Source organism: Halonotius sp. F2-221B (assembly GCF_046719765.1).
GTDB lineage: Archaea > Halobacteriota > Halobacteria > Halobacteriales > Haloferacaceae > Halonotius.
The window spans coordinates 56697-75484 of record NZ_JABEBY010000006.1 but is presented as its reverse complement, the minus strand read 5'-3'; the positions used below and the strand labels follow the sequence as shown (position 1 = coordinate 75484).

Annotated in this window: 14 protein-coding genes; 6 read left to right on the top strand and 8 right to left on the bottom strand. The window is 63.5% G+C overall.

Going from position 1 to position 18788, the window contains the following annotated elements:
• Nucleotides 1-54: 54 nt before the first annotated feature.
• The gene (locus HKK80_RS05740; protein WP_411798658.1) at nt 55-1137 is read right to left on the bottom strand and encodes a PQQ-binding-like beta-propeller repeat protein; all 1083 of its coding nucleotides are present in this window, start codon (nt 1135-1137) and stop codon (nt 55-57) included.
• Between the two features lie 190 nt (nt 1138-1327).
• Between HKK80_RS05740 and HKK80_RS05735 the strand changes: the two genes are divergently transcribed.
• Genes HKK80_RS05735 through HKK80_RS05720 form a run of 4 tightly spaced genes read left to right on the top strand, consistent with a single transcriptional unit; the run spans nt 1328 to nt 7538 of the window.
• On the top strand, nt 1328-1660 hold the full coding sequence (locus HKK80_RS05735; RefSeq protein ID WP_411798657.1) for a chromosome segregation protein SMC: 333 nt from the start codon (nt 1328-1330) through the stop codon (nt 1658-1660).
• A gap of 49 nt (nt 1661-1709) precedes the next feature.
• On the top strand, nt 1710-5294 hold the full coding sequence (smc, locus tag HKK80_RS05730; RefSeq protein ID WP_411798656.1) for a chromosome segregation protein SMC: 3585 nt from the start codon (nt 1710-1712) through the stop codon (nt 5292-5294).
• The gene (locus HKK80_RS05725) at nt 5287-6252 is read left to right on the top strand and encodes a segregation/condensation protein A (protein WP_411798655.1); all 966 of its coding nucleotides are present in this window, start codon (nt 5287-5289) and stop codon (nt 6250-6252) included. The genes smc and HKK80_RS05725 overlap by 8 nt, the downstream gene beginning before the upstream one ends.
• A gap of 44 nt (nt 6253-6296) precedes the next feature.
• Nucleotides 6297-7538, top strand: a complete 1242-nt coding sequence (locus HKK80_RS05720) for a DUF418 domain-containing protein (RefSeq protein WP_411798654.1) — start codon at nt 6297-6299, stop codon at nt 7536-7538.
• On the opposite strand, the gene HKK80_RS05715 is transcribed toward HKK80_RS05720, so the two are convergent.
• Complete coding sequence (locus HKK80_RS05715; RefSeq protein ID WP_411798653.1) at nt 7535-8257, bottom strand: phosphoglycerol geranylgeranyltransferase; 723 nt, start codon at nt 8255-8257, stop codon at nt 7535-7537. The genes HKK80_RS05720 and HKK80_RS05715 overlap by 4 nt on opposite strands.
• A 215-nt stretch (nt 8258-8472) precedes the next feature.
• Between HKK80_RS05715 and HKK80_RS05710 the strand changes: the two genes are divergently transcribed.
• A complete protein-coding gene (locus tag HKK80_RS05710; RefSeq protein ID WP_411798652.1) occupies nt 8473-8769 on the top strand; it encodes a DUF6516 family protein in 297 nt (98 codons plus the stop codon).
• A gap of 6 nt (nt 8770-8775) precedes the next feature.
• Nucleotides 8776-9261 (top strand): transcriptional regulator, encoded by a 486-nt coding sequence (locus HKK80_RS05705; protein WP_411798651.1) that lies wholly within the window; start codon nt 8776-8778, stop codon nt 9259-9261.
• Between the two features lie 50 nt (nt 9262-9311).
• On the opposite strand, the gene HKK80_RS05700 is transcribed toward HKK80_RS05705, so the two are convergent.
• The 6 genes from HKK80_RS05700 to mutS all read right to left on the bottom strand — a co-directional run bounded on the left by HKK80_RS05700 (nt 9312) and on the right by mutS (nt 18755).
• Nucleotides 9312-10712: a dihydrolipoyl dehydrogenase family protein gene (locus tag HKK80_RS05700; protein ID WP_411798650.1), complete on the bottom strand. Its 1401-nt coding sequence runs from the start codon at nt 10710-10712 to the stop codon at nt 9312-9314.
• A gap of 541 nt (nt 10713-11253) precedes the next feature.
• A complete protein-coding gene (gene kdgK1 / locus HKK80_RS05695; RefSeq protein ID WP_411798649.1) occupies nt 11254-12234 on the bottom strand; it encodes a bifunctional 2-dehydro-3-deoxygluconokinase/2-dehydro-3-deoxygalactonokinase in 981 nt (326 codons plus the stop codon).
• A gap of 60 nt (nt 12235-12294) precedes the next feature.
• Nucleotides 12295-14592: a DNA mismatch repair endonuclease MutL gene (gene mutL / locus HKK80_RS05690; RefSeq protein WP_411798648.1), complete on the bottom strand. Its 2298-nt coding sequence runs from the start codon at nt 14590-14592 to the stop codon at nt 12295-12297.
• Nucleotides 14585-15022: an NUDIX hydrolase gene (locus HKK80_RS05685; protein WP_411798647.1), complete on the bottom strand. Its 438-nt coding sequence runs from the start codon at nt 15020-15022 to the stop codon at nt 14585-14587. The genes mutL and HKK80_RS05685 overlap by 8 nt, the downstream gene beginning before the upstream one ends.
• Nucleotides 15023-15266: 244 nt before the next feature.
• Nucleotides 15267-15539, bottom strand: a complete 273-nt coding sequence (locus HKK80_RS05680; protein WP_411798646.1) for a hypothetical protein — start codon at nt 15537-15539, stop codon at nt 15267-15269.
• A gap of 483 nt (nt 15540-16022) precedes the next feature.
• Nucleotides 16023-18755 carry a DNA mismatch repair protein MutS gene (gene mutS, locus HKK80_RS05675; protein ID WP_411798645.1) on the bottom strand — a complete coding sequence of 911 codons (2733 nt, stop codon included), beginning with the start codon at nt 18753-18755 and terminating at the stop codon, nt 16023-16025.
• Nucleotides 18756-18788 lie beyond the last annotated feature (33 nt).

Sequence of the window (18788 nt, the reverse complement as noted above, 5' to 3'; positions counted from 1 at the left end):
GCTGGCTAAAGCCTAACGGAGCCACGAAGGTCGACCGCTCGGTGGCCAGCAGCGTCACTCAACGCGTCGATCGCCGTGGTGGCCCAGCGTGCCCAGCCGAACCCGCGAGCCATCGCTGGAGCCATCGACCCCGGCCCGCAGCGCGTAGATGTTGGTGTCGTCGCTGCCGACAAACACCGTTCCGTCGACGACCGTCGGCGAAGAGCGGCCGCCGCTGGCAAAGGCCCACTGCTGGGCACCGGTGGCCGTATCGAGGGCGTACACGTTCCGCAGGGATTCGAAGACCACGATTTCACCGACAACGGTCGGCGAGGAGTGCAGCGAACTCTTCGTTTCAAACGCCCACTGTTGGTCGCCGTTCGCCGCCGACAGCGCGTACAGCGAGCCGCCAGCCCCGGTGACAAAGACGGTGCCGTCGGCGACCGTCGGCGAGGAGACAACGGTGGCATCATGTGTCCACTGCTGCTCGCCGGTGTCAGCATCAAGGGCGTAAAATGACTCCCATCCGCCGACAAACACCGTTCCGTTAGCGACCGTCGGCGACGACTCGATCTTGCCGTTAGTCTCGAACGTCCACCGCTCCTCGCCGGTTTCGGCATCGAGTGCGTAGAGCGTCGCGTCGTTGCTGCCGACAAAGACCGTCCCGTCGGCAATGGTTGGCGATGACGTGACGTAGTCGCCGGTTTCGGCCGTCCACCGCTCCTCGCCGGTGGCGACATCGAGCGCATAGAGCGTCGCGTCGTTGCTGCCGACGTAGACAGTGCCGTCAACAACGGTCGGCGACGACCCGATGCTGTCGCCGGTCTCGACCGTCCACCGCTCCTCGCCGGTGGCGACATCGAGCGCGTAGAGCGTCGCGTCGTCGCTGCCGACAAAGACCGTGTCGCCGGCGACTGTTGGCGAGGAAAAGATGTAGTCATCGGTGTCGAACGTCCACCGCGTTTCGCCGGTCGATGCCGACAGCGCGTAGACGGTGCCATCCCCGCTGCCAACAACGACCGTGTCGTCGACGACCGTCGGCGAGGAGGCGACGGCGTTGTCAGTTTCGAACGCCCACCGCTGTCGCTCGCTTTCCTCCGCGGTCGCCCACGACACGCCAATGCCGCCAACAACCCCTACGCTGAGTGCTGATTTCAAGACTGTGCGTCGAGTTGGGAGTATGGTGCCGTCCCCCAGCGGCCCATGGTACGCCATCCGTACTATACTATCAGGAGTTTTCATATAAATAACCAATGCAGGCAGTGATCGATCACGCCGGGAGCGATCACTCAGCACGCACACATGTGTCTGACACAGTTTTATCCGGATACAGACTGGTTGTCATGGTATGAGTAACCGCGTCGATGAACTCGAAGGACAGGTGGCAGAGCTCCGTGCTGCGGTCAACGGCCTCACCGAGGAGCTCGTCGAGACGAAAGATCGGGTTCGCAAGCTTGAGGCTGAGGCGGCCAGCGAGGCGGAACCGCCAGCCGAGCGGGAGACAAAAAGCGACGACCACGTCGTTGTCGTCGAACACGAACAGGATGATGTCGATGTCGCCACCGACTCGGTGGGCGCCGACGCCACCTCGGAAGCCGAGTCAAGCGAGGCGGCTGTCGAACCGGAAGAGCCAACTGAGGAAGACGCAAACGAATCGACAGACGACATCATCGTCGCCTGATCAGGGTTCGACCTGACCCGCGAGGCGACCCTGCCCGAGTTCATCATCTATGCACATCAAAGCCCTCGTGTTGGACGGTTTCAAGAGCTTCGGGCGGCCGACGCGCATCCCGCTGTACGAGGATTTTACTGTTATTACGGGCCCCAACGGCTCGGGGAAATCGAACATCATCGACGGGATTCTGTTCGCCCTCGGCCTCGCCAAAACCCGTGGCATCCGCGCCGAGAAGCTGACCGACCTGATCTACAATCCCGGCCACGACGGCGAGGAGTCGACCGCCGACGGGCCACGCGAGGCCAGCGTCGAGGTCATCCTCGATAACAGCGAGGGGACGCTCACCCGCGAGCAGGTCGTCACCGCCGCCGGCACCGACCGCGTCGGCGACGTTGACGAAATCACGATCAAACGCCGGGTCAAACAGACCGACGACAACTACTACTCGTACTACTATCTCAACGAGCGATCCGTCAACCTCGGCGACATCCAAGACCTGCTTTCGCAGGCCGGCATCGCCCCCGAGGGGTACAACGTCGTCATGCAGGGCGACGTGACCGAGATCATCAACATGTCCGCCGGCCAGCGGCGCGGCATCATCGACGAGATCGCCGGCGTCGCCGAGTTCGACGCCAAGAAGGAGTCGGCCTTCGAGGAGCTCGATGCCGTCGAAGAGCGGATCAACGAGGCGACGCTGAAGATCGAGGAGAAGGAAGAACGGCTCGAACAGCTCGCCGACGAACGCGACACGGCCCTCGAATACCAATCCCTGCGCGATGAAAAACAGGAGTACGAGGGGTATCTGAAGGCCGCCGAGCTGGAGGACAAACGCGCCGAACTCGACGAGATCGAAGCCCAGATCGACAGCCACGAGGAGACCCTCGCTGAGCGGCAAGATACCCTCGACAGCGCGCAGGGGCGACTCACCCGACTGGAAGACGAGCTGGAGGAGCTCAACCGCGAGATCGAGCGCAAAGGTGAGGACGAACAGCTCGAACTCAAACGCGAGATGGAGTCGATCAAAGGCGAGATCGACCGGCTTGAGGGCCGCATCGAGACCGCCGAAGGCCGCATCGAGGACGCCGAGGACGAACGCCGGCAAGCGTTCGTCCAGATCGACCGCAAACAGGAACAGCTTGAGGAGATCGAATCAACGATCAAGGAGCTCAAAGTCGAGCAGGCGTCGGTCAAAAGCACGATCCAGAGCAAGGAGGCAGATCTCGCCGAGATCGAAGCCGAGATCGACAACGCCGACACCGAGTTCGACGAGCTGAAAGCCGAGCTGGCCGACGCGAAGGAGCGACGCGAGGAGCTGAAAACGCAGGCCAACGACGCCCAGCGGAAGAAGGATCGCCTGCTCGACGACGCCCGCCGCCGCTCCAGCGAGGTCGAAGAGGCCAAAAACGATCTCGAAACCGCCCGCGAGGAGCTGCCGGATCTCAAAGCCGAGCTGTCGAACCTCCAGAGCGAGCTCGACAAAGCCCAAAAGAACAAGGCGACCATCGAAGAGAAGATCGACACCCTCCGCGAACAACGCGAGGAGGCGAAAGCCGAACTGGAGGAGATCGAGGCGGAACTCCGCGAGAAGCAATCGGAGTACGCCGACCTCGAAGCCCGCAGCAACGACGACAGCTCCTGGCCCCGCTCGGTGACGACGATCCTCAACGCCGGCAAGCGCGGCGTTCACGGCGCGGTCGGCGATCTCGGCAGCGTCGACAGCGAGTACGCGACCGCCTGTGAGACGGCAGCGGGCGGCCGCCTCGCAAACGTTGTTGTCGACGACGACGGCGTCGGCTCGGAGTGTATCGACTACCTCAAATCCCGCAACGCCGGGCGAGCGACCTTCCTCCCCATCACGGAGATGGATAACCGTGGGCTGCCGAACCTCCCATCGCATCCGGGCGTCGTCGACTTCGCGCGCAACCTCGTCGAATACGACAGCAAATACGAGGGCATCTTTTCCTATGTGCTCGGCTCGACACTCGTCGTCGAGGATATGGACACTGCCCGCGAGTTCATGGGCCAGTTCCGGATGGTCACCCTCGACGGCGATCTTGTCGAGAAATCGGGCGCGATGACCGGCGGCTCCGGCGGCGGCTCCAGATACGCCTTCTCGGCGTCAGGCGGCGGCAAGCTCGAACGGCTGGCCGAGGAGATCGACCAGCTCGAAGACAAACGTCGACAGCACGAGGAGGAGATCCGCGACCTCGAAGCGGGGATCGACGCCGCCCGCGACCGCAAATCCGACGCCGTCGAGAAAGTCCAGTCCATCGAGGCTGACATCGAGCGCAAACACGAGGCCATCGACGACGCCGAACGCGAGATCGACGAGCTCGAAACCCGCCTCGAAGAGATCGAGGCTGAACGCGAGGAGGTCGAAGCGGAGATGGCCGAGGTCGACGACGAGATCGAGGAGATCGAGGCCGAACGCGAGGAGATCGACGACGAAATCGAGGAGCTGGAGGCCGAACTCGCGGAGTCGAAGATCCCCGAACTGACCGACGAGGCCGATGAGATCCGCGAGGAGATCCGCGATCACGAGGATCGGATGGACGATCTTGAGGGCCGGCTCAACGAACAGCAGCTCGAACAGCAGTACACCGAGGAGGCCATCGACGACCTCCACGACACCGTCGAAGACGCCCAGGATCGGAAGGCCGACGCCCAAGACGAGATCAAGGAGTTAGAAGGCGAAATCGAGGACAAGGAGGACAAACTCGACGAGAAACGCGCGGCCATCGAGGAACTCGAAGCCGAATTGGTCGATCTCAAAGACGACCGCAAGGATCTGAAAGCCACGGTCAAAGAGGCCCAGGCCGACCGCGACGAGGCCAAGGAGGCCGTCGGCGAAATCGAGTCAAAACTCCAGTCGGCCCGCGAAGAGCGCGACCGGCTTGAGTGGGAGATCGACGAATTAGAGCAGGCTGTCGGCGACTACGATCCCGACGAGATCCCCGACCACGACGAGGTCGAATCCAACATCGACCGCCTCGAAACAGAGATGGAAAAACTGGAGCCGGTCAACATGCTCGCCATCGAGGAGTACGAGGAGGTCGAAGCCGACCTCGACGAACTTGTCGACGGCCGCGACACGCTTGAGGAGGAGCGCGACGGCATCCGCGATCGGATCGACCAGTACGAATCCCAGAAGAAGGCAACGTTCATGGACGCCTTCGACTCGATCAACGACCACTTTACGGACATCTTCTCGCGGCTCTCCGATGGGACGGGCGAACTCGTCTTAGAAGATCCCGACGACCCATTCGATGGCGGGCTGACGATGAAAGCCCAACCAGCGGACAAACCGATCCAGCGGCTGGCGGCGATGTCCGGCGGCGAGAAATCGCTGACCGCGCTCGCCTTCATCTTCGCCATCCAGCGACACAACCCCGCGCCGTTCTACGCGCTCGACGAGATCGACGCCTTCCTCGATGCGGTCAACGCCGAGCGGGTCGGCGAGATGGTCGACGACCTCGCTGGCGACGCCCAGTTCGTCGTCGTCTCCCATCGCTCCGCGCTGCTGGAACGCTCCGAGCGCGCCATCGGCGTGACGATGCAGGACGACAACTACAGCGCGGTGACCGGCATCCAGTTCGACGGCGACAGCGACCCGGACGCGGAGGTGCCGGCCGATGACTGATCTGCCTGACGCTGTCGGCCTCGACGGGATCAGCGGCGAATACAGCGACGACCACGAGCGACCACCCGAGCCGACCGCCGACGACGACGAAGTCGAGCCCGTCGAGCTGTTGGTGCAGTTGGCCGAGGAAGGCGAGATCGAGCCGTGGGATATCGACATCGTCGAGGTGACCGACGCCTTCCTCTCGAAGCTCGAAGCGACCGATCTACGCACGAGCGCGCGAGCACTGTTTTACGCCAGCGTCCTCCTACGGATGAAAGGCGACGAGCTGCTCGATCCCACAGAGGACGAACCCGACGACGAGCCCGAACCGTGGGAGCAGGCCTTCGAGGGCAACCGAGCCGCCGACGAGGCGGGCGGCGCGCCCGGCTTCGACCCGGTCGACGAGCTCGAAGCCGAGATGGATCGCCGCCTCGACCGGAAAAGCACCCGTGGCAACCCCGAAACGCTGGACGAACTCGTCCGGGAACTCCGGGAGGCCGAACGCGACAACTGGTGGAAACGACGCCGGGAGTACGACACCAGCGACACCGGCGGCGGGGGGTACGGCACCCAAACCGTCGACTACCGCGCGGCCGACGATTTCCGCGAGGACGACGAACCGACCGAGGGCGACGTGACAGACAACACCCACACCGAAGAGATCGACGACGTGATCGCGGACGTGACCGCCGCGCTCGCCACCGAGTTCGACAACGGCCGAAAGGAGGTGCTGTACGCTGAGATCAAAACCGCCGGAGGCCGGCCGTTTATGACCTACCTCGCGCTGTTGTTCCTCTCGAATCGCGGCGAGGTGCGGCTCCAACAGACCGATCTCTTCGGCGACCTCTGGATTCAGGATCCCGAGCAGATCAGCGAGACCGACGAGACTGACAGCGATGCGGTCGACAACAACGAGACCAACAGCGACGAGACGGTCGACAGCGATACCGATGAGGTCGAAGCGGTCGCGGACTGACGCGGTCGGTGTGTTTATTTGACTTCTCGTCTGACGGGTAGACAGTGAGTTCCACACCCTCGCCGACGCCACCCGAAGACCGGATTCTCGGGCTCGACGTCCTCCGTGGCTTCGCGCTGTTGGGGATTCTCGTCATCAACATCTGGGTGTTTTCGATGCCGTTTGCGACGCTCAACAACCCGACAGTGTACGCCTCGGCAACCCCGTACGGCGAGTTTGCCGGCGCGAACTACCTCGTCTGGCTGCTCGGCCACATCTTCGCCCAGCGGAAGTTCATCACACTGTTTACGATCATGTTTGGTGCGGGGATCGTCCTTTTCACGCGGAGCAAACCCGACAGCAGAGCCATCAGGCTTCACTACCGCCGGACGGCGTTTCTGCTGTTGGTTGGGCTTGCCCACGCCTACCTGCTGTGGTACGGTGACATCCTCGTTCCCTACGCGTTGTGTTCGCTGGCCGTCGTCGCCGCCAGAGATTGGAAGCCGACCAGCCTCGCCAGAATCGGGTTGCTGTTGATCGTGGTTCCAACGCTGTCGTATCTCGCCGCCGGTGTCTCGATAGATGCAACCCAGACGCTTGCCGTCTGGACGCCCTCCGAGTCTGCGCTCCTCCAGGAGGTCGAAACCTACCGGAGCGGCTGGCTGGCCCAGTTCGACCACCGCGCCCAGACGGCGTTTACCCAACAGACCAGCGGCTTCCTCGGCGCGACCGTCTGGCGAACCAGCGGGCTCATGCTGTGGGGGATGGCCCTGTTCAAATGGGGTGTCCTCTCGAATGAGCGATCCACGCGGTTCTATCGCCACCTGCTTGCCGGTGGCGGCGGGATCGGCCTGCTGCTGATCGGCACCGGCGTCTGGTACACGGAGGCTGTCGACTGGGCGGCCCCGGAGGCCCTGTTTTTCGGCACCCAGTTCAACTACTGGGGCAGCCTGTTTCTGGCCGGCGCGTATATCGCCGGGATCATGCTGTTCTGCCGGCGGTTCGGCGGGGGGAGGGTGACGACCGCGCTGTCGGCCGTCGGGCGAACCGCCTTCAGTAACTACCTGCTACAGACGCTGCTTGCGACCTCGATCTTCTACGGCCACGGGCTCGGACTGTTCGGGAGTGTGACTCGTGTCGAACAGGCCGGCATCGTCGTCGCAATCTGGGCGATCCAGATCGTCCTGTCGGTGGTGTGGCTGCGGTACTTCCGGTTTGGGCCGATGGAGTGGGTGTGGCGCGCCGTAACCTACGGCGAGCGACCACCGTTGCGAAACGACGGGTCGGCGGACACGCCCGACGATTAGTTCGGTGTCGACGCGGCGTGGGCGTCGGTCGCCCCCTCAACAGTCTCTCGAACAGCATCACAGCCCTCCTCGTGGAGGAGGTCGCCGACGACGATCACATCGGCGTGCTGGCCCATCTCGTAGGCACTGTCGTAGTCGCCGATCCCGCCGCCGTAGAACAGCGTCGCGTCATCGAGGCCGTCGGCGGCAGCCTGGACGATCTCGGGATCGCCGAAGGTACCGGAGTATTCGACGTAGACGATCTCCTGGCCGAACATCTTCTCGGCGACGCGGGCGAACGCACCGACATCCTCGGCGGACTGCTCGCAGTCGGCCTCGGTGTACTCGGCGACGGAAGCCTCGGGGTTCATCACGATGTAGGCCTCGGTCGTCGTGCGATCCCAGTCAAGGCCGTCCTCGATACGAACCCACTCCTTGTGGGCGCCGACCATCCAGAACGGATCCGTCGAGTTGAACACCGTCGGGATGAGGTAGCCATCGAGATCCGGCGAGTCGATAACGACGCTCGGATTTGATGGCTCCTGGTAGAGCGGGACATCGTACTCGGCGCAGGCATCGACGACGCGCTGCATCTTGTCCTCGGTCATCCCGAGGGTGCCACCGATCTCGATGGCGTCGGTGCCGGTCTGACAGACATCCGCGAACGTCTCGCCGTCGACAAGCGGCTTGTCGGGGTCGATCTTGAGGATGTGATCCCACTCCGCCCAAGGTGTGCTCATTGGCTATGGGATGCTCACGCAGAGAATAAAAAGCGCACGGTGGCGAGAAAGTCACAGTGACGCCGATCTCTGAGACCGGCTCACCCACAGTCCGGTTCCACGATGAGGGTGAGCGACACAGTATCGCCAGAGGGGCTATCTAACTAAAACAGGATATCGGCTGACAGCCGACCAAGATTTTTGTATGTTGGTGTAGTATACCAACATACTGTGAGATGGGTTCGACGGTCATCTACGAGGATGAGGAAACCTTCGCCGATGGGTCGCGGTATGAGATGATCGCCACGTCGGTTCCGGAAAGCGACGACTACCCCGAGGGCGTCAAATACCGATTCCAGTATATGAGCGAGGACGGTCGAACACGCCTCCGGTTCGACAACTTCCCGAATCATCCAACCGTGGATCGCCATCACTACCACACGCCCGATGGCGTGGCCGATGATATCGAGTACACCGGACTCACAGACCACATCCGACAGTTTCACGCCGAAATGGACGCCGCCAAGCGGTGATACAGCATGTCCACACCATCCAACAACCACGACGAGACGACAGCTGAGATCGACACCGAAACCGAGGCTGGGTTCCTTGAGGACGTATCAGCCGCCGACCATCCGTCGACGCTCAGGATCACCGCCCGATCGAGCGAGGCCCACAAGCAAGACGCGATCGAGCGCGCCGAACGCTGGGAAGCCGGCGAGGAGGTACCCCGCGTCATCAACTTCCAGAACCCGAGTGACCTGCGCGCATTACTCACCGATCGGCGGGTCGAACTGCTGCAGAGCGTGATGTCGGAAACGGCCGGCAGCATCCGACAGTTGGCCGACCGCGTTGACCGGGATGTAAAAAGCGTCCATGACGATCTCCAGGTGCTCGCCGACTACGATATCGTCAGCTTCGAGCAGGACGGCCGGGCGAAACGACCGTTTGTGCCCTACGAGCAGATCGAGGTGTCGCTGGAGATTTCCACACCGGAGCCGGGCGACGACACCGCAGCCGTCTGATCGCTTGGAGTGTGGAATCGGCTCGCCGTCGCTGTCGCCGAGCGGTTGCCTCAGTCGAGTTGCGACGCCGTCTCCCGAAGCAACCCATCGAGCAGCTCCGGCAAGGTTGGATGAAAGGAGCGATCCGGCACCTCGCGTGCGTCGAGGTCGTTCTCGACGATCACCTGCAGTGTTTTCGCCATCGTGTCGGCGTGGGCGTGCAGTCCCTGATAGCCCAGTACCGTTCCCGCATCGGCATCGACCGTTAGTCGGGCGAGGCCATAGGGCACGTCTTTGACTGTGAAGACGCCGTCATCGTCGGCTCGCCGGGTTGCGGTGACGACCGTGTGGCCGGCGTCCTCGGCCGACTCCGGCGTGTGGCCGACGCGGGCAAAGGGGTAGACGCTCGCCCCCGAGAAGACCACGTGATGGTGGACGTTCTCGTAGGGCGTCATCGACGCGCCGGCGTGGTGGGCGAGGATGTTGTCGGCGGCGGCAAACCCCTGTTCCTTGGCGACATGCAGGATCGGCTCCTTCCCGTTGGCATCGCCGACAACGAAGACCTGCTCGTCGTCGACAGCGGCCATGGTGTCGTCGACCCACCCCTCGCCCGGATCGAGCGCGGTGGCCCCAAGCCCGAGGCCGTCGAGAGTGGGTTGGCGACCGGTAAAGGCAAAGAGGGCATCGGCGTCGACAGCGTGTTCGGTGCCAGCCTGTTCGACATGCAAGCGAACGCCGTCGGCTGTCGGCTCGATCCGCTGTTCGGTTGCGTTGGGGAGGATGTCGACACCGAACTCCTCGCGGTAGAGCCCGATGAGCTCGTCGCCAAATTCGGGGTCAGCCTCGTCAAGCGGGCGGTCGTCGTGTTCGATCACGGTGAGGTCGACGCCGGCCTCCGCGAGATAGGGGACGAGTTCGAGGCCGATGTAGCCGAAGCCCATGACGACACCCGAGTCTGGGAGATCGGTCGCGGCGAGGACAGCTTTGCTCGTCAGGGGATCGACAGCGTCCATGCCGGGGAGGTCGGGGATGGACGCCGAGGAGCCCGTGGCGATGACGACGTAGTCTGGCTCGTAGCGGTCGCCGTCGATGGCGACGACGCGGTCGTCGACAAACCGGGCGGTGTCGTCGATAAACGCGACGCCGTCGGTGTTGGTCAGTTCGTGAACCGATTCGCGGCGGTGGGCCGCAAACGACTCGACGTGGTCGTCTTTCCGCGCGACGACGCGGTCGAGGTCGATCGTCGGTGGGTCGCCCACAAGCCGATCGTCGGCGCGGGCCTGAAACCGATGGGCGGCCGCCGACAACACCGCCTTCGAGGGCATACAACCGTTGAGAATACAGAGCCCGCCGCCGGGGTCGCCGTCGTCGACGAGTGTCAGTCGGTCGATCTCGCGGCCGACGTGCGGCGCGAGGTCGGCGGCGGCCGCCGAACCCGCGCTGCCGTAGGCCCCGATCACAAGAACGTGCATGGTCGCCGGTCAGCCCGGGGCTACAAAACCGTATGGCGGCTGGCCAGTGCGTCGTCACAAGCGCGTCGCTGAAACTGGTGGCAAACACACCGCAACACGCAATGAGAAAGGCGTAGATGTGGGAAGCATTCGCGCTTCCCGACCTGTTCCGGGCAGGCGTGTTCGACAGTCGCCGTCGTTGACACGAGGCGACGGGTGTTGCTTTCGACGTGTAATATAAATAAGTGGCGACGACGATATCAAATAAAATAATTTGCTATGAACAGCCAGATCAAACCGTTGCAGAGCGAGGGATCAGCGGTAGTATGTTTGTGGCTTCAAATTATCTTATCTGATAATGTAATCGTATCGTTTATTACTATCGTGTCCGATGATTCGGATACCGTCTGACCGCGTTCCGGGCAGGCGGTGGCCGTCTCCGGGCAGGCGGCAGACGACATCCGGGCTGATGTCATGCGGTATCCGGGCAGGCATCTCAACCCTTCTACCTTCTCGATCTTGCTGTGAGAGAGCAACATCCGAGCGTCAAATACTGCGTCTGTTATCGAGCGATCCCATCCGCATCATCCGCGAGCACTGATTCGATCTCTGCACGTGTCGACACCAACACGTCACCGGTGATCGTCCGCTTCACCGCGGCGGCGGCCGCCGCATACGACTGGGCGGTCTCGACGGTAGCCGGCGTCAACATGCCGTCGCCGTTTGCGAGCAGCTCTCCGAGAAAGCCGCCGACGAAGGCGTCGCCGGTGCCGATGGCGTCGATCGTTTCATCCGAGTAGATGCCCTCTTCGATGAGGTCGCCATCGACGAGCGCAAGCGACCCCTCCGCGCCGCGGGTGACGACGACGGCGTCGAGATCGTAGTCGTCGGCCAGCCCGCGGGCGACCGCCGCCGCGTCGCCCTCGTAGCCGAGGATCGCACGCCCGTCGCGGTGGGGGGCAAACAGGAGATCAACCCGCGGCAGGAGATTGTCGTAGACGACGGCGGCGGCTTCCTGTGACCAGAGCTTCGAGCGATAGTTGAGATCGAACGAACACAGCGTGTCGGCGTCGGCAGCGATATCCAAGAGCTCGCGTGTCGTCTCGGCGGTGGCATCGCTGAGCGCGGGGGTGATCCCCGTCGTATGGAACACCTCGGCGTCGGCCACCCGCTCGGTGTCGAGCTCGTCGGTGCTGACCGTCGTGATCGACGCGTTGGCGCGGTCGTAGACGACAGTTGTCTCTCGTGGATCGGCCCCGTATTCGAGATAGTAGGTGCCGAGCCGGGCGGTATCACTGTCGTCCCACGCGACCGCGGGCGTCACGTCGTGGCCACGGAGGGCGCGAACGACACGCCGCCCGAGTGGGTTCGCCGGGAGCTTCGAGCACCACGCCGCGTCGACGCCGAGACAGCTTGCGGCGGCGGCGACGTTGCTTTCGGCGCCGCCGACCTGTGCGTCCAACTCACCCTCCGTTTCGAGTCGCGTGCCGCGGGGCGGCGAAAGCCGGAGCATCGTCTCGCCGAAGGTTACCAACTCAGCCATGGTATCGACCGCCGTGCATACCGCGTGGTTGGGTGGTGTGGCTCTTAATTCCAGCCGTTGTCACTCCGCTCGCCGACCGTGACCAGGGTAGTCGCGCTCGAAACGGTCGGTGATCTCCTCGCGGCTGATCTCGATGAGCACCGGGCGACCATGCGGGCAGGCATACGGGTTCTCGCAGTCGTCGAGGGCCGACAACAGGTCGACAACCGAGCCCTCGGTGAGAGAGGTGTTGCCGGTCACGGAGGGATGGCAGGCCAGATCGGCGAGCAGCTCGTCGATAGCCGCCTCGACAGTTGCGTCGCCGTCGGCCGATTCGACGACACCGAGCAGCGCGTCACGCAGGAACTCGGGTTCCAGCGTCGTCTCGAAGATCGCCGGCACACCGGTAACGGCGACCTCGCGGTCGCCCACGCGTTCGGCGCGGAAGCCGATCGCAGCGAGGTGGTCGGCGACCGACTCGAAGAGGGCTGCCTCGCGGGCGGTGAGTTCCAACGACACTGGCTCGGCAAGCGTCTGGGTCGCCGGCGACTCGCCAAGGGTAGCTTGGAGGCGTTCGTAGTTGACGCGCTCGTCGGCGGCATGCTGGTCGATCAACACCAACCCATCGTCGGTCGTCGCCAGCAGATAGGTGTCATACAACTGGCCGAGTACCCGAAGGGTCGGCAACGTGTCATACCCCCGCTCGGCGGTTGTCGTCTCGCCGGTGAGTGTTCGCTGAGTCGTTGGCTGCGTTGGCTCGAACTCTCTCCCATCAGACGTTGGGGGGGCAGTGGCGGTTTCGTCAGTGGCGGTACTGTCAGTCTCGCCATGCTCAGCTGGTGAGGATTCGGCCGACGACTCCGCTGGTGTCGTCGCCGCGGTGGTGTCCGGCGTTGCGGGAGTATCTGTTGCGGAGTTGTCCGGCGTCGACAGATCACCTGCTGTCAACTGCTCGTCCGGCGTCGACGAGTCGGCTGCTGTCACCGGATCGGTCGCCTGCTCGACGGATTCGGTCGGTGTCGACCCGGGTGCGATGTCGTCGACGACCCAACTGTCCTCCGCGCTCGGATCGACCGGCTCAGCCGGATCGACGCCGTCGGCTGATGCCGTGGTCGTCGACTCCGGCCGCGATGTCTGGGGATCAGCCGTAGTATCGGCGGCATCGTCGGTATCGCTGGCTGTGGTCTCGCTGTCGGGCGAGCGATCGGCGTCGACATCGCTGGCCCCGACAGCGTCAGCAGCTGTATCGCGGTCGCCACCACCGACAGCGGTTGTGTCGGGGGGTTCCGGCTCAATGGTTGTCTCCTCGGGAGCCGATCGCCCGCGAGGGGCCGACGAGCGGATCAAGCCATCGTCAAGCAGGGCGTCGGTCACAGCCTCGCGGACAGCGGACGCGACGGCGTCCTCGTCGTCAAACCGTACCTCCGTTTTGCGCGGGTGGACGTTGACATCGACCGAGCCCGGCGGGACATCGACAAAGAGCACGGCGAAGGGGTATCGATCAGGGGCCAGCTGGCCGCCGTAGGCATCGACAACCGCGCCGCGGAGCAGCGACGCTGTCACGTATCGATCGTTGACAAACGTCGCCAGGTATGAGCGGGTGCTCCGTGTGGTCTCTGGATAGCTAACAAGCCCCGAGATTCCATCGATCGGCCCGTCGCCGTCTGTCCCGGAGTCGACCGCGATCATCGATTCGGCGACATCGCGGCCGTAGACCGCAAGCACGGCCGAGCGCAGCGAGCCGGTTCCCTCGGTCGCAAACACCTCCCGGCCGTCATGTTCGAAGGCGACGGCGACATCGGGATTTGCCAGCGCGTACTGGCTGACGACCGTGTTGACGTGATCGAACTCGGTGCGATCACTGTTGAGGAACTTCCGGCGTGCCGGCGTGTTGAAAAACAGTTCCTCGACCTCAATGGTCGTTCCGACCGGACAGCCGGCCGGGTCGATCTCACCGACCGCGCCGCCGTCAACGGTAAGTTCGGCTCCCGAGGCGGCCTCGGCCGGCCGGGAGCGAACCGTCAGCCGGGAGACAGCACCGATGGTGGCGAGCGCTTCACCCCGAAAGCCGAGGGTGCCGACACCAGCATCGAGGTCGTCGATATCGCTGATCTTGCTGGTCGCGTGTTCGGCGACCGCCAGCGAGAGCTCCGATTCGGGGATCCCGTGGCCGTTATCGCGGACGCGGATGTGTTCGGTGCCGCCGTCCTCAATGGCGACGGCAATTCGGGTCGCGCCCGCATCAAGGCTGTTTTCGATCAGCTCTTTGACGACCGAGGCCGGTCGTTCGACGACCTCGCCGGCGGCGATGCGCTGTACCGTCTGGTCGTCGAGCTGGTGGATCGCTGTATCGTCGGTTGAGGGGATGTCGTCAGTCATCGGTTGCAGCGGTCTGCTCGCTTGGTAGGGCTTCGGCGGCCAACAGCCGATCGATCGCCGTCTGGTGGATGCTGACCGTGAGGAACTCATCGCGGGCGGTCGACGGCGAGACCCATTCGTAATCGCAGTGTTCGTCGCTGAGTTCGACATCGGTCGTCTCGGCCTCACAGTAGTAGACGACGCTGAACCGGCCACGGCCGACATCGTTGCGCCAAGCGGCCGTATGGATCGGCTCGCCGACGGTCACCGAGAGCCCGGTCTCCTCGGTTACTTCCCGTTTGAGTCCGACGATCGGGGCCTCGGTAGCCCCCATCCGACCGCCAGGAAGTTCCCAGGTATCGGCGTCGACCTGCATGACCAGTAGCTCGTCGGCCGGCGACCGAATGAGTGCCTTCTGGCTGACTTCGGCGATCAACGGTTGGTCAGTCATCGGTGGGCGAGAGGTGTCGGCGGTGATTCACCTCGTCCGGCTGGCAGCCGACCTCGCGGCTGCTGGCGGATCGATGGGAAACGGGCGATTGCATTGGCTGAGTTTTGTGGGTGAGCGGTATGAATCCATTGTTACTTCCGTGTCATGTCAGCGGATAGGTTCTACGATGCTGGGGTTGACAACACCAGGTGCTGGCGGTGAGAGAACAGCACCGAAAGGAGTGGGGTGGATCGACGGTGAACACTCAGGCGGTTCGCTCGACGCGCCACGTTGTCGCGCCGGTGTACGACCAGCGTTCGATCGACAGATCCTCAACCGAATCTTGAAGCTTCACGATCAGGGCACCGATTTCCTTTGCGGAGAGCCCGACTTCCTCGGCGATAAACTTGCTTTTGAAGTACATGTCGCCGGCGTCGGCACGCTCACGCAGATAGTCGGCAAGCCGCGACTCTTTCGACTGGGAGCTGTCTACGTCGGGCGATTCCTCGGTCTGAACGGGTTGGGTCGTCGCAGTCATGGATTATGGTCTCTTGTAGTGGTGGCCAGCAAGCAATGCGAGCAGTTGACAACCGAGCAGTCCAAGGAAGACTGCCCCAGTGTGCGTACCGATACCGAGGGAGAGGACTGGCAGATACACTGCCGGAAGGACGATCGCCGCCCAGAAGCCGAGCCAGCGGATCGGCCGGGTGAGCGGCAGGCTACGGGACGCCTGCGGGGGCGACTCAGCGTCGGCAGAGGGCGATCGACCTACGGTCGATGGGGAACCTGTCATTGAGTGCTCACCGTCTACCGTCTTCAACAGACCGTATCCACATATAATAGCCAGAGCGTTTGGGATAATTCATCGCGTAAAATGTGATAAAATGGCTTTCGCCGACAGTTTATAACGGATTCAAAATAGCTTAGACTTTTTATTACCTGTACTGAGACCGTTATCTATGTATCAGCAAAAATTTCTGCTATATCAACAGCCAGTGGTTTTAAATACAAGTATTTCGGCTCAATACTCCGAGCGCTCAGTTGTACTGAGTTGCTCCTGCCACTGTTGGACTTTCGCCATCAGCTCGACGGGCGGGGTTTCGTCGATATCGGTCGCCTGAAGCTCCGAGAGCACCGATTCGACCGCTGGATCGAACTCGTCGGCCGCGTCGTCACCCGTGTCCGCGGGCGCGCTCGTGTTCGATGCTGCCCCGTTGTCGGCCGCACGGAACTCGCCCGAGTTGAGGTCGAAGACGGCCTGTGTCGGCTCGCCCGCACCGCTTCCTTTCGCTTCGACAGCCTTCTCGGAGCGCAGTTTTTCCAGTACGTCGCGTGCGCGCCCGACAACTGGCTCTGGAACGCCGGCGAGGTCGGCGACGTGAATCCCATACGAGCGGTCGGTCGCGCCCTCCTCGACCGTCCGGAGGAACGTGATGTCCTCGCCGCTGTCCTCGTTGGCGACGGCGACGTGGACGTTGCCGACGCGGTCAAGATGTGAGGCTAAGGCGGTTAGTTCGTGGTAATGGGTGGCAAACAGACAGTGACAGCCGATCCGGTTGTGGATATATTCTGTCGCAGCCCATGCGATCGAAATCCCGTCGTAGGTCGCGGTGCCGCGGCCGACCTCGTCGAGGATCACCAGCGATTCGTCGGTGGCTGAATGGAGGATGTTAGAGAGCTCCTGCATCTCGACCATGAACGTCGAGCGGCCCTGCGCAAGCTCATCGAGCGCGCCGACCCGGGTGTAGATCCCGTCGACGACGCCGACTGTCGCTGCGTCGGCGGGGACGAAGCTGCCGACCTGTGCGAGCAGCGTGATCAGCGCGGCCTGTCGCATGTACGTCGATTTCCCGCTCATGTTCGGCCCCGTCACGAGCAGAAACCCGCGGTCGCGGTCGAGCCGGAGGTCGTTGGGCACGAACTCGGTGGTCTGCTCGACGACCGGATGGCGACCGGCGTCGATGTCGAGTTCGCCGGGGTCGGCCAGCGTCGGGCGACACCAGCCGTTGCTCGCGGCGTGGGTCGCCAGCGAGCAGTAGACGTCGAGTTCGGCGATCGCCCGCCCCACGTCCTGCAATAAGGCCGACTGTGCGGCGACTGTCTCGCGGAGCTCCTCGAACAGCTCGTATTCGAGTTCGCCGCGCTGTTCTTCCAGCCGGAGGATCTCACGTTCCCGCTCGGCTAACTCGTCGGTGACGAACCGTTTGGAGTTCTTCAGCGTCTTGACGTGCGAGAAGGAATCGGGGACTGCGTCGGCTTCCGACTGCCCGACCTGCACGTAGTAGCCGTCGGTTTTGTTGCGGCCGACCGAGACGTGGCTGAGCCCGTGCCGCTGTTTGAGGCGGTCGGCCAGCCCGTCGATCCACTCCTTGGCGGCCTCGTGGCGTTCGATCAGTTCGTCAAGCTCGTCGTGGTAGCCGCGTTTGAAGAGTTCACCCTGTGTGACGGTCTGTGGCGGGTCTTTAACGATGGCGTCTGCCAGCGTTTCCCGAAGGTCGGCGGCGGCCTCACGGTCGATATCATCGAGCACGCTGGGTAGCGGCGAGTCCGCGAGGTCACCATCTGTAAGTTCGGCGGCGATATCGGGCAGCAGCCCCAGCGTCTCGCGGATCGACAACAACTCGTTTGCGCCCGCACTCCCGCTTGCGACGCGGCTGGCAAGGCGTTCGAGGTCGGCCGCGCCGTCCAGCGTCTCTTGGAGTCGTTGGCGACACAACGCGGCTGCCGCCAGTGCGTCCACGCTGTCGAGGCGTCGATCCAGCGTCGCCCGGTCGCGCCGCGGGCGGGTCAGCCACTCCCGTAGCAGGCGACGGCCCGGACTCGTTTCGGTGTGATCGACTGTCGCCAACAACGATCCCGCGCTGTCGCCCTGCATCGTCTCGACAAGTTCGAGATTGCGCTGTGTTGTGGCGTCCAGCGTCAAGTGGTCGTCGGCTGTGTACGGTTGAAGCCGCGTCATCGACTGCCGGACGCCGACACCGGTTTCGGCGACGTACGCGAGGATCGCGCCCGCGGCACGGACGGCCAACTCGGAATCGAGGCCGATGCTGTCAGCGGTTTCGTCGCCGAACTGCTCGGTGACGGCATGGTTCGCCCGGCCCGGTGCGAAGGCGTCAGTGGTATGCAGCGTCACCTCGGCGTCGCTGCGGTCAGTGACCGCATCGAGGAACGCGTCGTCCGTGCGGACGGCTGGGCCGGGCAACAGTTCGACGGGATCGAACCGGTAGCATTCGGCGACCGCGCTGTCGGCGTTGTCGACCTCAGTAACGAGGAACTGACCGGTCGTAATATCGGCGAAGGCAAGTCCGTAGGGGCCGCTGTCGCCGTCGCCGTGGTTGCTGGCCGCGGCCGCACTGCCAGCGGTGTTGGTCGCGGCGTCGTCGGGCGCGACGACCGCTGCAAGGTACTGGGCGTCGCTGTCGGTTGTTTCCAGCAGCGTTCCGGGGGTAACCCGGCGGGTGATCTCCCGGTAGAAGTCGCCGCCCTCATCTTCGAACTGGTCGGCGACGGCGACGGTGTAGCCGCGTTCGACCAAAGCGGTGAGGTAGGGCGTCAACTCGCTGACCGGGACACCCGCCATCGGATAGGATTCGCCGCCGGAGGATTTGGTGGATGTCGTCAGATCGAGTTCGGCGGCAACGCACTCGGCGTCATCATCGAAGAACTCGTAGAAATCGCCGCACTGCATCGCCAACAGGTCGGCGTCGCTGTCGGCTTTCAGCGCGTGGAACTGCCCGACGATTCCCTGTGACATACCGGGCGTGGGGCAGACAGTCGCTAAAACGCT

Coding starts and splice junctions, on each gene's coding strand:
- HKK80_RS05735 (WP_411798657.1), top strand. CDS start 1,328: ATGAGTAACCGCGTCGATGAACTCGAAGGACAGGTGGCAGAGCTCCGT.
- smc (WP_411798656.1), top strand. CDS start 1,710: ATGCACATCAAAGCCCTCGTGTTGGACGGTTTCAAGAGCTTCGGGCGG.
- HKK80_RS05725 (WP_411798655.1), top strand. CDS start 5,287: ATGACTGATCTGCCTGACGCTGTCGGCCTCGACGGGATCAGCGGCGAA.
- HKK80_RS05715 (WP_411798653.1), bottom strand. CDS start 8,257: ATGAGCACACCTTGGGCGGAGTGGGATCACATCCTCAAGATCGACCCC.
- HKK80_RS05710 (WP_411798652.1), top strand. CDS start 8,473: ATGGGTTCGACGGTCATCTACGAGGATGAGGAAACCTTCGCCGATGGG.
- HKK80_RS05705 (WP_411798651.1), top strand. CDS start 8,776: ATGTCCACACCATCCAACAACCACGACGAGACGACAGCTGAGATCGAC.
- HKK80_RS05700 (WP_411798650.1), bottom strand. CDS start 10,712: ATGCACGTTCTTGTGATCGGGGCCTACGGCAGCGCGGGTTCGGCGGCC.
- kdgK1 (WP_411798649.1), bottom strand. CDS start 12,234: ATGGCTGAGTTGGTAACCTTCGGCGAGACGATGCTCCGGCTTTCGCCG.
- mutL (WP_411798648.1), bottom strand. CDS start 14,592: ATGACTGACGACATCCCCTCAACCGACGATACAGCGATCCACCAGCTC.
- HKK80_RS05685 (WP_411798647.1), bottom strand. CDS start 15,022: ATGACTGACCAACCGTTGATCGCCGAAGTCAGCCAGAAGGCACTCATT.
- HKK80_RS05680 (WP_411798646.1), bottom strand. CDS start 15,539: ATGACTGCGACGACCCAACCCGTTCAGACCGAGGAATCGCCCGACGTA.
- mutS (WP_411798645.1), bottom strand. CDS start 18,755: ATGTCACAGGGAATCGTCGGGCAGTTCCACGCGCTGAAAGCCGACAGC.